Origin of the sequence: Enterobacter sp. NFIX59 (assembly GCF_900113755.1) — a bacterium.
Classification (GTDB): Bacteria; Pseudomonadota; Gammaproteobacteria; order Enterobacterales; family Enterobacteriaceae; genus Enterobacter; species Enterobacter pseudoroggenkampii.
In genome coordinates this window covers 46,942-61,869 of the sequence record NZ_FOQN01000007.1, presented here as the reverse complement: position 1 = coordinate 61,869, position 14,928 = coordinate 46,942, and the positions used below count along the sequence as shown (strand labels likewise).

At 57.1% G+C, this 14,928-nt stretch carries 15 protein-coding genes; 4 read left to right on the top strand and 11 right to left on the bottom strand.

What is annotated here, in order from left to right:
* Nucleotides 1–618, top strand: coding sequence for a 4'-phosphopantetheinyl transferase AcpT (acpT, locus tag BM007_RS19790; RefSeq protein WP_024908862.1), 618 nt, complete (start codon nt 1–3; stop codon nt 616–618).
* Here acpT and arnF read toward each other — a convergent pair.
* The 8 genes from arnF to BM007_RS19750 all read right to left on the bottom strand — a co-directional run bounded on the left by arnF (nt 566) and on the right by BM007_RS19750 (nt 8,900).
* The gene (arnF, locus tag BM007_RS19785) at nt 566–955 is read right to left on the bottom strand and encodes a 4-amino-4-deoxy-L-arabinose-phosphoundecaprenol flippase subunit ArnF (RefSeq protein WP_090420553.1); all 390 of its coding nucleotides are present in this window, start codon (nt 953–955) and stop codon (nt 566–568) included. The two genes, acpT and arnF, sit on opposite strands and share 53 nt — an antisense overlap.
* The gene (gene arnE / locus BM007_RS19780) at nt 952–1,287 is read right to left on the bottom strand and encodes a 4-amino-4-deoxy-L-arabinose-phosphoundecaprenol flippase subunit ArnE (RefSeq protein WP_032645411.1); all 336 of its coding nucleotides are present in this window, start codon (nt 1,285–1,287) and stop codon (nt 952–954) included. Before arnE ends, arnF begins: the two co-directional genes overlap by 4 nt.
* Complete coding sequence (arnT, locus tag BM007_RS19775) at nt 1,287–2,942, bottom strand: lipid IV(A) 4-amino-4-deoxy-L-arabinosyltransferase (RefSeq protein ID WP_090420550.1); 1,656 nt, start codon at nt 2,940–2,942, stop codon at nt 1,287–1,289. The genes arnE and arnT overlap by 1 nt, the downstream gene beginning before the upstream one ends.
* On the bottom strand, nt 2,939–3,841 hold the full coding sequence (gene arnD, locus BM007_RS19770) for a 4-deoxy-4-formamido-L-arabinose-phosphoundecaprenol deformylase (RefSeq protein ID WP_024908858.1): 903 nt from the start codon (nt 3,839–3,841) through the stop codon (nt 2,939–2,941). The genes arnT and arnD overlap by 4 nt, the downstream gene beginning before the upstream one ends.
* On the bottom strand, nt 3,838–5,820 hold the full coding sequence (gene arnA, locus BM007_RS19765; RefSeq protein WP_090420547.1) for a bifunctional UDP-4-amino-4-deoxy-L-arabinose formyltransferase/UDP-glucuronic acid oxidase ArnA: 1,983 nt from the start codon (nt 5,818–5,820) through the stop codon (nt 3,838–3,840). Before arnA ends, arnD begins: the two co-directional genes overlap by 4 nt.
* Complete coding sequence (gene arnC / locus BM007_RS19760; protein WP_023333737.1) at nt 5,817–6,800, bottom strand: undecaprenyl-phosphate 4-deoxy-4-formamido-L-arabinose transferase; 984 nt, start codon at nt 6,798–6,800, stop codon at nt 5,817–5,819. The genes arnA and arnC overlap by 4 nt, the downstream gene beginning before the upstream one ends.
* A gap of 1 nt (nt 6,801) precedes the next feature.
* Complete coding sequence (gene arnB, locus BM007_RS19755) at nt 6,802–7,941, bottom strand: UDP-4-amino-4-deoxy-L-arabinose aminotransferase (protein WP_090420545.1); 1,140 nt, start codon at nt 7,939–7,941, stop codon at nt 6,802–6,804.
* Between the two features lie 452 nt (nt 7,942–8,393).
* Nucleotides 8,394–8,900 carry a phenolic acid decarboxylase gene (locus BM007_RS19750; RefSeq protein WP_024908855.1) on the bottom strand — a complete coding sequence of 169 codons (507 nt, stop codon included), beginning with the start codon at nt 8,898–8,900 and terminating at the stop codon, nt 8,394–8,396.
* A 99-nt stretch (nt 8,901–8,999) separates the two neighbouring features.
* On the opposite strand from BM007_RS19750, the gene BM007_RS19745 reads away from it, so the two are divergent.
* The 3 genes from BM007_RS19745 (at nt 9,000) to BM007_RS19730 (ending at nt 11,895) form a co-directional block, all read left to right on the top strand.
* Complete coding sequence (locus BM007_RS19745) at nt 9,000–9,881, top strand: LysR family transcriptional regulator (protein WP_090420542.1); 882 nt, start codon at nt 9,000–9,002, stop codon at nt 9,879–9,881.
* Nucleotides 9,882–9,913: 32 nt separating this feature from the next.
* Nucleotides 9,914–10,708: an SDR family NAD(P)-dependent oxidoreductase gene (locus BM007_RS19740; protein ID WP_021242161.1), complete on the top strand. Its 795-nt coding sequence runs from the start codon at nt 9,914–9,916 to the stop codon at nt 10,706–10,708.
* 524 nt (nt 10,709–11,232) lie between these two features.
* A complete protein-coding gene (locus BM007_RS19730; RefSeq protein ID WP_090420539.1) occupies nt 11,233–11,895 on the top strand; it encodes an HAD family hydrolase in 663 nt (220 codons plus the stop codon).
* A gap of 60 nt (nt 11,896–11,955) precedes the next feature.
* On the opposite strand, the gene BM007_RS19725 is transcribed toward BM007_RS19730, so the two are convergent.
* The 3 genes from BM007_RS19725 to BM007_RS19715 form a co-directional block, all read right to left on the bottom strand.
* The gene (locus BM007_RS19725) at nt 11,956–12,981 is read right to left on the bottom strand and encodes a TerC/Alx family metal homeostasis membrane protein (protein WP_024908851.1); all 1,026 of its coding nucleotides are present in this window, start codon (nt 12,979–12,981) and stop codon (nt 11,956–11,958) included.
* A 166-nt stretch (nt 12,982–13,147) separates the two neighbouring features.
* Nucleotides 13,148–13,546, bottom strand: coding sequence for a potassium channel family protein (locus tag BM007_RS19720; RefSeq protein ID WP_090420536.1), 399 nt, complete (start codon nt 13,544–13,546; stop codon nt 13,148–13,150).
* A gap of 109 nt (nt 13,547–13,655) precedes the next feature.
* Nucleotides 13,656–14,849 carry a BaiN/RdsA family NAD(P)/FAD-dependent oxidoreductase gene (locus BM007_RS19715; protein WP_090420692.1) on the bottom strand — a complete coding sequence of 398 codons (1,194 nt, stop codon included), beginning with the start codon at nt 14,847–14,849 and terminating at the stop codon, nt 13,656–13,658.
* Between the last annotated feature and the right edge of the window lie 79 nt (nt 14,850–14,928).

Sequence of the window (14,928 nt, the reverse complement as noted above, 5' to 3'; positions counted from 1 at the left end):
ATGTACCAGTTTGTACTGGGAAAGATCTCCACCCTTAGCGCGGACCCGCTGGCGTCAACGCTCGCACACAGGGCACCTCAGGGCGCCCGACATGCCTCCTGGCTGGCCGGGAGGACGCTGCTCGCCAGAACGTTATCTCCTCACCCGCTCCCCGACATCATTTACGGTGAGCAGGGGAAACCAGCCTTTGCGAAGGGTCATCCACTGTGGTTCAACCTGAGCCACAGCGGTGACGATATCGCCTTACTGATGAGCGATGAAGGCGAAGTCGGCTGTGATATCGAAGTGATTCGTCCAAGGAAGAACTGGCAGGCGCTGGCTAATGCGGTATTCAGCGTGACGGAGCATGATGAGCTGGAGCGTGAAGCGCCCGAGGAACGGCTTTCTGCGTTCTGGCGTATCTGGACACGGAAAGAAGCGATTGTGAAACAGCGTGGCGGCAGTGCCTGGCAGATTGTCAGCATCGACAGCACTGCGCAGACACACGCGGTCAGTCAGCTACAGGTCGGCTCGCTGAGCCTTGCCGTCTGCACATCGACCCCTTATACCCTGACCAACGAGTCGATTATTCACGTTGGGACGTTCGGGGCAGAAAAATCACTAACACACCCAGAATAATAAACCCGACCCCCGCCAGCCCGTGCCAGGAGAAATGCTCCTCCCAGCCCGGCAGCAGGATCGCGGCGCCCCACACCAGAATATAACTGAGGCTCAGCAAGGCATAGGCTTTGCTGAGCGCCATACGATGCAGCGCCAGATACCAGCAGCCCATAGAGGCCACATACCCCATCAACCCCAGCAGCAGCGCGCCCGTGCCGGATGAGAAGTGCCACAGCGCGGAAATCAGCGCCAGAACATCGCTGACCGGTGGCAGTGCCAGCATGGCGTCTCGCAGCAACAGCTGCGCGGCGCTGACTAACAGCACGCTGCATAAGGCCCAAAACGCTCCTTTCACAGGCTCCCTCCCAGGATAACAATCCCAACGATGATCAACCCCACCCCCAGCCAGTGATGCAACGCGACGGTTTCACGCCAGAATACCTTCGCCGCCAGCGTCACCCAGACAAAATTGAGGCTCAGCATAGGGTAGGCAATGCCGACAGGCAGGCGTTGCAGCACCACCAGCCAGACCAGCATCCCGCTGCCCAGCGCCAGCAGGGCCAGGCCAAGCCACAGCGCAATATGCGCCCCACGCCGCCCGGCTTTCGCCGGACGGGTGGCTTGTTTCTGACACAGTTGTCCCGCGCAGCTGAGCAGGCTTGCCAGTATCAGCCAGATCCAGGTCATCACTTCGGCAGATACTGCAGGTAGGCCAGACGGCCCTGGATATACAGGCTATCCGGTTCTGGCAGATTAGCCCGCGAAAGGTCATCGCGTTTTGACAGCAGGATAACCAGCGATACGCGTCCCTGCTGACGGTGCTCTGCCAGCCACTGCGCGAAGTCATCTCTACCGACAAAACGATCTTTCACATCAGGATAATCCAGCCCGTAACGCAGCTCGCCGCTCTGACCAAACAGCGTGATGTCATTGCGCTTCAGCTCCCACGCCAGGCCAGCGGCCACGCCCACGTTATTGGCCAGAACAAATCGGCTGTCCTGAAGCGGCTCGCGCACGGTGTCGACCAGCGACTGCGGCTGTTTGGAATCCACCACCAGGTTAGGAATGGCAAAACCAATCAGCAGCGCCAGCCCCGCAGGGCACAGTGCCGCCAGCCACCAGCGCTGCTGACTCTGCCTGAACGTAAACCAGCCTACCGCGGCCCAGATAAGGAACGCGACCACCGCGCAGAAGACTTTATACAGTTCGACCGAGGTCCAGACCGGATGCTTAGACAGTCCCCACGGCGAGACCACTAGTGCCGCTATCACGCCGATAACGCCAAACGCCAGGTTAATCCCGCCGTTAATGCGCAACGCTCTGGCACCTTTCTCCGCCGCGAGGCAGGCATAGCGCGCCATCAGGATCGCCAGCGGGGCAAAGCACGGCAGGATGTAAGTCGGCAGCTTGCCTTTGGCAATGCTGAAGAACAGCAGCGGCATCACCACCCATCCCAGCAGATAGAACCCGCCACCCGCGTTTTGTCGGTCATTCCAGCCGAGACGAAACGCGCCGGGCAGCAGCGCCAGCCACGGCAGGCTACCCGCAATCAGGAACGGTATGTAGTACCAGAACGGGGCTTTGTGCTGCGCGTCGCTCTGGGCGAAACGCTGAATATGCTCAACCCAGAAGAAGTAACGCCAGAAGTCAGGCTCACGTTGCGCAATGGCCAGCCCCCATGGCAGAACAATCAGCACGCAGCTCAGGATCGCGAGCCAGCCAAAAATCAGCACCTCTTTCCAGCGCTTCTGGGCGATCACCCACGGCAGCACGCCAATCACCGGTACCGCCAGCGCCAGGAAGCCTTTGGTCATCACCCCCATCCCGCAGGCCAGCCCGAGCAGCACATAGCCACCCGCTTTTCCGGCAACGGTTTGCGCCTGTGAGGCCAGCCAGAAGCTGCACATCGCCGCCACCAGCCACAGGGTGATGACAGGATCCAGCACCGCATACGTGCCGATGCCATACACCAGGAACAGGGTCAGGAAGATCAGGCCAGAGAAAATGGCAGTCCGCTTATCTCGCCAGAGACGCCAGGCCATCCAGATGACCAGCAGCGCCGCTACCCCTGTAGAGAATATGGAACCGGCGCGCACGGCGAGGTTGGTGTGCCCGAACAGCATCTGCCCGATACTGTTGATCCAGTAGCCAGCGATCGGCTTTTCAAAGTAACGCAGCCCCAGAAAATGCGGGACAACCCAGTCTCCGGAGGCCAGCATTTCGCGGCTGATTTCCGCATAGCGCGTTTCATCAGGCTGCCACAGCAGGCGGACATCGACAGGAATGAGGTAGTAAACGATAAACAGTGCGAGAAGCGCTAAGCCATAACGGGCTGTTTTCATGGGACCGGACTCACGGTTTGTTGATAGCCAAGCCAGCCTTCCCGGCCAGCCAGTTCATTACGTACGACTTTGCCCACGGGCAGGGTGCTGAGGTCGTCTGGCAGCAGCTCGCTCAACGGGCAGAATTCGATGCCCTCCTGAGCGGCCATGGTCAGCAGTTCGTCGAAATCATGTTGATACGCAATCCCTTCCACTTCGGCATGGATGGTATACACCGGCGTACCGGCGTCACGATGAATGCGGTCCAGAATGTAGCGATTGAACTCATCCGCCTTTACCTCGCGTCCGACCACTTCATCCCAGGTGGGAAGTGTGACCGGAATTTGCACCGTACCGTAGCGATTTTCGCCTAACAGCGGCAAAAAGGGTCCGGTTCCGCGGCAATCGCTGTTGTAGCGAAACGCGAAGGCTTCTTTGGCTTTCACGACGCGCTGATCCGCACGCCATCCCGCCACGGCAGAGCAGCGCACGGGCTGACCGGTAATGGCCTCCAGCTCCAGCATCCCCCGCTCGACCTCACGGGACAGGCGCGGGATGTCCCAGACGCCAGCCCAGGCTTGCCAGGCATGGTGATCCCAGGCATGCAGGCCAATCTCATGATGCTGAGCCGCCTCGCGGATAATCGCTTCATTACCCGCGCCGATGCGTCTGCCGGGCCAGGCGGTGCCGGCCAGCAAAATATCCCAGCCGTAGAGGGATGCTGCGCGCGAGCGCAGCATTTTGAACAGAAATGCCGGTTTAACCAGACGCCATAAATGGCGTCCCATGTTGTCAGGCCCCACGCTGAAGAAAATGCTGGAACGCACACCGTGCTTGCTCAGCAGTTCCAGCAGTTTGGGTACGCCGTCACGCGTTCCCCTGAAGGTGTCGACATCAATGCGTAAACCGACTTTTTTCATGAGTCCTGTTCCGACAGCTCCACGGTGCGCAGGAAGAAATCGAGCGTCTCATCAATGGTCAGCTCCATCTTCACCGTCGGCGTCCAGTTCAGGCAGCGCTTCGCGTTGCGGATGCTTGGCTTACGGTGCTCAACGTCCTGATACCCTTTACCGTAGTAGCTGCTGCTTTCCACTTCGCGGAAACCGGCAAACGGCGGGAACTTATCGCGCAGCGGATGACGCTCGAAGCTGGCCAGCAGCATCTCGGCCAGCTCGCGAATGCTCGCTTCGTTGTCCGGGTTACCGATGTTAATGATCTCGCCGTTGCAGCGGTTATCTTTGTTCTCGATAATGCGGAACAGCGCTTCGATACCGTCGCTGATATCGGTAAAGCAGCGTTTCTGTTTCCCGCCTTCGATAAGCTTAATTGGCGAGCCTTCCACCAGGTTCAGGATCAGCTGGGTGATCGCACGGGAGCTGCCGATACGCGCCGCGTTCAGGTTATCCAGACGTGGCCCCATCCAGTTGAACGGACGGAACAGGGTAAAGCGCAGACCTTCTTTCTCACCGTAGGCCCAAATCACGCGGTCCAGCAGCTGTTTGGAGACGGAGTAGATCCAGCGCTGTTTGTTGATCGGCCCGACCACCAGGTTGGAGGTGTCTTCGTCGAAGTTCTTATCGGTACACATGCCGTACACTTCAGAGGTGGACGGGAAGATGATGCGCTTGTCGTATTTCACGCAGTCGCGGATGATCTTCAGGTTCTCTTCGAAGTCCAGCTCGAACACGCGAAGCGGGTTACGGGTGTACTCGATTGGCGTGGCAATGGCGACCAGCGGCAGCACCACGTCGCATTTTTTAATGTGATATTCGATCCACTCGGAATGGATGCTGATATCCCCTTCCACGAAGTGGAAACGCGGGTTGTCGAGGAAACGACTGATCGCATCAGAGCCGATATCCAGACCGTAGATTTCGTAGTTATCGTCTTTGAGCAGACGCTCGGTCAGGTGGTTACCGATAAAGCCGTTTACGCCGAGGATAAGCACGCGGGTACGGCGTTTGATGGCTACAACCGGTGCGCTGGTGATCAGCGCTCCGGTCACCAGGCCCAGAGACTGAGCCAGCTGTGTGCCCTGAACGTACAGGCCGTTGTCGGTTTGTCCGGTGACGATCTCCAGCGCCTGCTCGCCGCAGCTCACAATCAGCGGGGAGACAGAGACGACGGTGCCCGGTTTAGCGGCAGGAATATCGTCACGCACGCGGGATTTCCAGACGATAAATTTGCTAACGCCAGCAAAGCTGTACGCGCCCGGCCACGGGTCGGTCACGGCGCGCACCAGGTTGTGCAGCTGGCGGGCCGGTTTGTTCCAGTCCAGACGACCATCTTCCGGCGTACGGCGACCAAAGCTGGTTGCCTTGCTCTCATCCTGCGCGGTTTCGCTGAAGGTGCCGCTGAGGATGGCGGGAAGTGCATCACGCAGCAGCGTCTGTGCCGTCGCGTTCAGCTTGTGATGCAGCTGCAGCGCAGTTTCGTCCGCATCAATAGCGACCTTCTGCTGTGCCACGATAGCGCCCGCATCCGCACGGTGCACCATGCGGTGCAGCGTCACGCCCGTTTCCGTTTCACCGTTCACCAGCACCCAGTTCAGCGGGGCGCGGCCACGGTAGGCCGGCAGCAGAGAGCCGTGAAGATTAAAGGCACCTTTTGCAGCCAGGCCTAAGATCTCGTCGGAGAGCAGGTTGCGATAGTAGAACGAGAAGATCACGTCAGGCGCGAGCGCGCGGATGCGATCCACCCACAGCGGGTGATTTACGTCGTCCGGCGCATAAACCGGGATCCCACGCTCGGCGGCGATACGCGCCACGGAGCCGAAAAAGTTATTCTCTCCGGCGGTGTCCGGATGGGTAAAGATTGCCGCAATGTCATAGCCCGCTTCCAGCAGGGCCAGCGTGCCCGTGCACCCCATATCGTGATAGGCAAATACAACAGCTTTCATGGGTGAATTTCCTCTTGAGATGCTTTGTGTTCCTGACGGACAACACGTTGAATAAAGTAGCGCGGACGCGCGCGAACATCGTTATAGATACGGCCAATGTATTCACCGAGAAGGCCCATCCCGACAAACTGGGCGCCGATGAACATAAACAGCACGGCAAAGAGCATGAAGACCCCTTCCGCCGCCCACTGCGGGCCAAAGACCAGTCGCAGTACCACCAGCAGAACGGACAGCGCAAAACCGGCCACGGCGATGATGCTGCCGAAAACGCTCAGCAGACGCAGCGGTGTGGTGGTCAGGCAGGTGATGAGGTCATACATCAGGTTGATGAGACGCATAAAGCTGTACTTCGATTCCCCGTGCTCGCGCTCGGCGTGCAGAACCGGGATTTCCGTTGCCTTGCGGGCAAAGGTGTTCGCCAGAATCGGAATGAAGGTGCTGCGCTCATGGCAATGCAGCATGGCGTCGACAATATGGCGGCGGTAGGCGCGCAGCATGCAGCCGTAGTCACCCATCGCTTTACCGGTGGTGCGCTGGATCAGGCGGTTAATGGTGCGTGACGCCAGCTTACGGAACAGGCTGTCCTGGCGGTTCTGACGTACCGTGCCGACCACGTCATAGCCTTCATCGGCTTTGGCAACCAGGCGCGGGATCTCTTCCGGTGGGTTTTGCAGGTCAGCATCCAGGGTGATGATCAGATCGCCCGTGACGTGGCTAAACCCCGCCATAATCGCCGAATGCTGGCCGTAGTTGCGGTTGAGCAGCACGGCCACAATGTGGCTGCCTTCAGCCTGCGCGGCTTCGGTCAGCATCAGTGCGGAATTATCGCTACTGCCGTCATCCACCAGCAGAATTTCGTAAGCCTTGCCCATCGTGTCACAGGCGGCCGTTGTACGGCGGATCAGTTCGGGCAGGCTCTCCTGCTCGTTATAAACCGGGATGACCACGGAAACTTTTTGTACAGGCGGTGCACTGAACATATCAATGTCCTGCAAGCTGATGGAGTGCGGTAATGACACGGGTTGTGTCGTCATGAGTCATATCCGGGAAAAGAGGGAGGGAACAAATACGCGCGCTATTCCATTCAGAATTCGGGAGCGATACTTCAGGAAAACGCTCGCGGTAGTATTTTTGGGTGTGCGCCGCGCGGAAGTGGAGGCCGGTACCGATGCCTTTCTCTTTCAGCGCCGCCATCAGGTTGTCGCGTGAGATCCCACAGCGCGCTTCATCAACGCGAATAATAAACAGGTGCCAGGCGTGCACGTGCGGCCATGACGGAATGGTGAGCGGCTGGAACGGCGTATCGGCCAGCTCCCGCAGGTAGCGTTCAGCGATTTCCTGGCGGCGCCTGTTGGCCTCTTTCAGTTTACCTAACTGCACCAGCGCCAGCGCGGCATTAATGTCCGCCAGGTTGTATTTATAGCCCGGCGCGATCACTTCCGCCTGCGGCGCACGACCGTGCGTCTGGCGGTCATAGGCGTCTACGCCAAGGCCGTGGAATTTCAGACTGCGGATCCGCTGTGCCAGTTGGGCATTATCCGTGACGACTAAGCCGCCTTCCGCGCAGGTCATATTTTTAATGGCGTGGAAGGAAAAAATCGCCGTCCCTTTCCAGCCCACGTGACGGTTCTTGTAGTACGTTCCGGCGGCATGGGCCGCATCTTCAATAACCGGAATACCGTGACGTTCACCGATGGCATGGATAGCGTCGATGTCACACGGCGCGCCGGCATAATGAACGGGAATAATGGCTTTGGTACGCGGGGTAATGGCGGCTTCAACGGCTTCTGGCGTCACCATTAATGTATCTTTGTCCACATCAATCATGACCGGTGTGGCACCCAGCAACACGATCATATTCAGCGTGGAGACCCAGGTCTGGGAAGGGGTAATGACTTCATCGCCCGGGCCAATATCCAGCGCCATCAGCGTGACGTGCATACCCGCGGTGGCTGAACAGACGGCAATCGCATGCTGATTCCCGGTAAGTTGACAGAATGCCTCTTCAAGTTCCTGATTCTTAGGCCCCGTGGTGATCCAGCCCGACATCAAAACGTCCTGAAGCGCCGCAATTTCCTCAGCGCCCATCGACGGTCGCGAAAAAGGCAGAAAATCACTCATTATTAATTTCCTTGCTGTATTAAAGGCGTCATCTTTTACTGCGCTGTCGTAATGGGCAGCTCAATGGGATCATGCAAGATGGTTATTAAATAAAGACCAAATAAAATTAAGTCGCTATAACAGTTATGTCAACAAACCATCAACTGAAGCAAAAGTAGCGTCGTTTTCTTAGGAAAAAATTAAGACAGGCGAAGAGCGGAAGGGAAACAGCACATAAAATAGGATAGAAAATCGTTTTACAACAGCAAGATAGTGATTCTAACTATTTTTTTGTTTTTTTGTGTGTGGACTCACAGCGATTACTCTACTATTTCATTTTGTTTACATTAAAATTATAAGAAAAGTAAATGAATACTCAACCAAAATAAAAATCCCGGAGGTTTGGGCGGGAATTCCGTCATCCTCCGGGAACTTTCTATTAATAACAATTGTCGCGCATTCAACTGTCGCGCTTAGTTAAGATTAGCAGGAAAATCATTCGGCAATTCGCTGGCGGCGCAGGCGATAACGCTTTCATTATTTGCGCCGCAGTCGCGCACAAAGGTGATCGTGGCAAATTCATCAATTACTTCCGTTGGATACGCTGGCCCCGCATCGCGATAGCTATTCATCAGCGGAATATGGTCGTTCTGGAAGCAGACGGTTTTTTCCGGGTTGTTCATGACCCAGCGCGGGAAGAAGATGGTGCCGTGGAACAGTTTGTCGCCCAGGTTCACAATCAGGCTGACGTCGGTACCGGTTGGCTCGGTCCAGGAAATTTTATAGATGCTCTCCCCTACCCGCACGATGTAAGCCTGCTGATCTTTCACCCAACGATTTGCCACAAGACCGCTGTGAATACGGTAATCCAGGGTCGTCTCATTTTTGACGTAAATCTCGTAGTTCCAGCCATTATCGTAGGTATAAACAAGGTGTTTGCCAACGAAGCCGCTTAAGTCGTGTTTGTCGAAGGTGTTCATAAGATGTCTCCTTTGTTTTGATGAGACGATCGTACCCCTTCAAAAAACGAATGAATAACGCTATGTTTTAATCAAATTCATTCAAATTTTAGATAAATTATGCATAAGACGACGCTTGAACAATGGTCTTTACTGGCGAAAGTGGTCGAAGCGGGCAGCTTTGCCCGAGCGGCGGAAGAAACGCACCGCAGCCAGTCTTCGGTGAGCTATAACCTTTCGCTGCTACAGGAGCGGCTGGGCGTGGCGCTCCTGGTCCCGGAGGGACGACGGGCGGTGTTAACGCCGGCAGGAGAACTGCTGCTCAGCCAGGTTAAACCGCTGCTGAAAGCCTTTTCGTATGTTGAGACGCGCGCAGCGACCCTTCGCAACGGGATGCGCACGCGGTTGGATCTGGTGGTGGACTCCATTTTCCCGCGCCGCCGCCTGTTCGCCATCCTGCGCCAGTTCCAGCAGCAGTATCCGCAGACCCAGGTACGACTCACCGAAGTGCTGGAAAACACCCGCGCCGACGCCATTAACGACGAAGCCGATGTGATGATCTTAACCCGCCGCCAGGACATTACCGGGCTCGGCGAATGGCTGATGAATATCGACTTTGTTGCCGTGGCCCATCACCAGCATCCCCTCTTTCACCTCGACGCGCCGCTAAATGATGAGATGCTGCGCCCGTGGCCGCTTATCCAGATTGCGGACAGCCAGCCCGCCGCGCGCGCGGCCGGTGAGTCGTGGACCTTCTCCACCATCGATGCCGCCATAGAGGCCGTCCTCTCTCAGGTCGGCTACGGCTGGCTGCCAGAGGAACGCATCCAGACCCAGTTGGATCAAGGCGTCCTGAAACGCCTGCCGCTGAGCCACGGTGCGCGCAGAGCAACGCCGCTTCACCTGATTGTTAAGCGCTCCCTCGCCCCGCTTGATGAGCAGGTGGAGACGCTGCTGCGCCTTTTTAGCCAGGAGCCGTCATCCTCACCTGCTACGCTTTAAGCTCCGAACGTTAAAACGATAGGGAGCTGATGATGAAAATCGACTTTACGGGGAAAGTGGCGCTGGTGACCGCCTCAACCGGCGGGATCGGGTTCGCCATTGCCAGAGGGCTGGCAGAAAGCGGTGCCGAGGTGATCGTCAATGGCCGCAGCACGGAATCGGTGAACAAAGGCATTCAGCAGCTGCAGCAGGTGGTGCCGGGCGTACAGGTGCGCGCCGCGATTGCCGATCTCAGCACGGCGGAAGGGGTCGAGTCGCTGCTGAAGGTGGCGAATAACGTCGATATTCTGGTTAACAACGCCGGGATTTACGGCCCGCAGGATTTCTATGCCACCGACGATGAAACCTGGGAGCGTTACTGGCAGACCAACGTGATGTCCGGCGTGCGTCTGTCCCGCGCCCTGCTGCCGGGCATGGTGCAGAAAGGCTGGGGACGCGTGGTGTTTATCTCCTCCGAGTCGGCCTGCAATATCCCGGCGGATATGATCCACTACGGCGTGACCAAAACGGCACAGCTCTCGCTGGCGCGCGGGCTGGCGAAGTTCGTGGCAGGGAGCGGCGTGACGGTCAACAGCGTACTGCCAGGCCCGACGATGTCTGACGGTTTCGCAGAGATGATGAAAGATGAAATCGAAAAAACCGGCAAATCGCTGGAGCAGCTGGCGAAAGAGTTTGTGATGGCCAACCGCCCCAGCTCGGTGATCCAGCGCGCGGCCACGGTTGAAGAGGTGGCCAATATGGTGATTTATGTCTGTTCGCCCCAGGCTTCCGCCACCTCCGGCGCAGCGTTACGCGTCGATGGCGGCGTCGTGGATGACATTATTTAATGTTGTCAGGCATCACTTGCCGCAACACGTCGGGCGGAATGGAGCAATCTGCGCGCCGCAATGCGTGATTCCGCCCCGCGGTTACCGGGTGATTTCCCCTTTCTGGTATGGATCGAGAATACGCTAGCGCAGCGGATCCGTTGCCTGATGCTTCAGGGCAGATTTCGCTGGCGATACTGCCAGTTCATGGTTCATCGATAACATCGACGCGGGAAGTTGAAAACTGAATGCAGAAAACGATGCAAAACTTAAAGTAAGGATTGAAATAAACGATCTAAGAGTCATATCAAGAAAGACGTAGTGAGTGAGTTTTTCCTTACCTGTGGGACCCAATGGTTCCCCGAAATATCGTGCGATGTGGCGATAATATAGGCAGCTCTTTTTTTCACCAATCCTTATCGAGACCAAAAATGGACTCACTTTGAGATCGCAAGATGGAGAAAAAAATGGTGGTGGTATAAGGACTGTCCAGCTAAAGCAGGTAAACTGATCCGCAGAATGTGTATTTCAGCTAAGACGTATTTATGACCAATATGATTGCCGACGAGACGGTGGCGAAATCCAGCGTGCTCTCTGTCTTTGACTTTGATGGGACATTAACGCACCACGACAGCTTTATTCCTTTCCTGCGCTTTGCCTTCGGGAAACGTTACTTCGCGGGTCGTCTGGTGCGTATGGCGCTGCCCACGCTCCACTGCGTGCGTCGTAAGCTGACGCGCGATGAGCTAAAGGAAGTGCTGATCAAAACGTTCCTGACGGGCGTGGATGAACACTGGTTGCGCCAGCAGGCGGAAGCCTTTTGCGAAAAATACTGGGACAAGCTGATGCGTCCCGAAGGGGTTCTGGCGGTGGCGGCTGAGGTGAATTCCGGTGCGGAGGTGACCATCTGTTCCGCCTCTCCGGCGCTGGTGCTTCAGCCGTGGGCTGACAAACTGGGCATTAAGCTGATTGGCACGCAGCTGGAAGTGAAAGATGGCAAGCTGACGGGGCGCATCACGGGCCACAACTGCCGCTGCGCCCAGAAGGTGGCAAGGCTGGAAAAAGTGTATGGCGATCTGAACGCCTATCACCTGCGCGCCTGGGGAGACACCCGCGGCGACCACGAGCTGCTGGCGGCGGCGCAGGATCCGCACTGGCGGCACTTCCATCACCCGCGCAAGCGCCGGAATTCACCGATTAAGGGTTAGGTGCGCTCTGGTGCCCTCACCCCGGCCCTCTCCCACGGGGAGAGGGAGAAAAGCGGTACATCAGGCCTCACGTTTTCCCGGGAACATCACGCTCGCAATAATCCCCAGCGCCAGCACGCCTAATACAACAAACAGGCTGGCCGTCGCGCCAATGCTGTAACCATGATGCCAGAAGTGGTCGGTGGCATTTAACCCCAGCTTGAACGCCACGAAGAACAGCAGCAGCACCACGGCTTTCTCGAGGTGTACCAGGTACTGCTTCAGCGCTTCCAGCACGAAGTAGAGCGTACGCAGGCCAAGAATGGCGAACATCATGGCGCTGTAGATAATCAGCGGTTCGCGGCTCACGGCAATAATGGCCGGCACGGAGTCAAACGCGAACATCACGTCAGAGAGCTCAACGACGGCCACGCAAAGCAACAGCGGGGTCGCATAGCGCTTCGCCTTCTTCACGCGGCCGACCATCACGTCCTGGTTTTCCGGCTTCTCCAGCTCCGCATCCACCTCTTTCTGCGTCAGAATAAAGGCATTGCTGCTGATTTTCGGCCAGACCGGATAGAAGCGCTTCACCAGGCGATAGGCGAGATGACCCGAGTAATCTTCCACTTCGTCGCTCTCTTCATTACGTCTGAGCATCATCACCGCCGTCCAGCCAACGACCAGCGCGAAAATCACCTCAACGTACGGCCCCAGGCTTAACAGGCTGGTGCCGATAGCTACAAAGATGCCGCGGAAGACAATCGCCCCCAGCACGCCCCAGTAGAGCACACGGTGACGGTACTTATCCGGCACGCCGAACCAGGCGAAGATCGCCATCATCACAAACAGGTTATCGACGGAGAGCACCTCTTCCAGCGCATAGCCGGTGAGGAACAGGCTCGCCATCTCGGCGCCGTGGTGAACATACAGGAATCCGGCGAAGGCCATCGCCATCATGACCCAGAAAATGGACCACATCGCCGCGCTTTTCAGCGAGACAGGTTTATCGTGACGGTGCATAAAGAGGTCGATAAACATCGCCCCAACGGCCATCACCACAAAGACAACAACGGTTTCCGTCGGGAAACCGAGATGAGCAGCAGACATACAAAACCCTTTTGGCAGACAAAACACAACACCATGCAAACTGGCGTAAACCAGGAACAGAAAAGGGCGGGCCGTTAATCAGCCTCTTCGCCCTCAAAATCGCAGCCTTTTGGCCGCGCAAGGAGGGGTACTTTACCTTACCCGACGGGGATCGTGCATCTGCCGTTTAGGTGCTCATGCCGCGCAAACGCTGCAGCACTGCCACCAGAACCGCCACGGACCAGCCCACCATCAACGCGCCTACCAGCCCTTCCACCCCGCCGATGAGCCGCCAGTGCTGGGGTAACGTGACGTCGCCGTACCCTACCGTCGCATAGCTCACCAGCGAAAAGTAGAAGCTGGTATTCCAGTCATTAAACGCGTCGATGACAGAATAAAATGCAGCAAACAGTCCGGCTTCAAGAAGATGGGCGAAGATCATGGAGATGACGATACCGACATTGCGTAAAACAATGCGTACCGCAGAATCGACTTCTAACGTTATGAATTTTAAAACGCCAAACATCCACAGCGAATGAATCACCACGGTGAGGGTAAGCAAAATAATAATGCTGAGTAGCTGCATGATGCGTGCTCTGACCAAAAGGAGTACGGCCCCGCGAACGCAGCGGGGCACCTGGTCGAAGCTTAGTCGAAGGGGGAGGAAAAGTTGGTGCAATAATTGCGTTGCGTGATTATTTCTCTACCAGCGCCTGAGCACACGCCCAGGCACTTGCCCATGCCCACTGGAAGTTGTACCCGCCGAGCCAGCCGGTCACATCCATCACTTCGCCAATAAAATAGAGCCCCGGCACGTTGCGCGCTTCCATGGTGCGGGAAGAGAGCTCATTCGTGTCGACCCCGCCCAGCGTCACTTCCGCCGTACGGTAGCCTTCCGTGCCGTTTGGCTGCACGCGCCAGTTTGTCAGGGTCTCTACGAGCATCTCCTGCTCGCGGCTGTTAAGCTGCTTGAGCGACACATCCGGGATCTGCCCCAGCACCTGCAAACACTCCACCAGACGCTTCGGCAGCTGCATTGCCAGCGTGTTTTTCAGGCTTTGATTCGGGTGCGCGGTACGCTGCTCGTTAAGGAACGCGTCGAGATCGCAGTCCGGGAGCAGGTTAACCGTGACGAATTCCCCCGGCTGCCAGTAGCTGGAGATTTGCAGTACCGCCGGGCCGGAGAGGCCGCGATGGGTAAAGAGCAGATTTTCACGGAACACCGTCCCGTCTTCGGCGGTAATGACGGAGGGAACAGACACACCAGACAGCGTCTGAAGCTGTTCGAGAAGCGGTTTATGCAGCGTGAACGGCACCAGCCCGGCGCGCGTGGGCAAGACTTTCAGGCCAAACTGTTCGGCAATCTTATAGCCAAACGGGGAAGCGCCCAGACCCGGCATGGAGAGGCCGCCGCTGGCGATCACCAGGCTATCTGCGCTGACGGTTTCACCGTTGAGCTGCAGCGTATAGCCCTGGTCGTCGCGGGCGACTTCCAGCACTTCCGTGCGCAGGCGCATGACGACGCCGCCCTTCTCGCACTCGGCCACCAGCATATCGACAATCTGCTGCGCGGAGTCGTCGCAGAACAGCTGGCCCAGCGTCTTCTCATGCCATGCGATACCGTGCTTACCGACCAGGTCGATAAAATCCCACTGGGTATAACGCGCCAGCGCAGATTTACAAAAATGACGGTTTTGGCTCAAATAGGCCGCGGGTTCAACATACAGGTTAGTAAAGTTGCAGCGCCCGCCGCCGGACATCAGGATCTTACGGCCTGGCTTTTTACCGTTATCCAGCAGCAGCACGCGACGACCCGCCTGTCCGGCCATCGCCGCACAAAACATACCCGCCGCACCGGCGCCAATTACCACGGCATCAAACCTTTCCACGTCAAAACCCTCATTGTTAACTGCCGCGGATTGTAAAGTTTCCTCTGTGGTCACACCAGCGTAAAAAGATATTACAAAG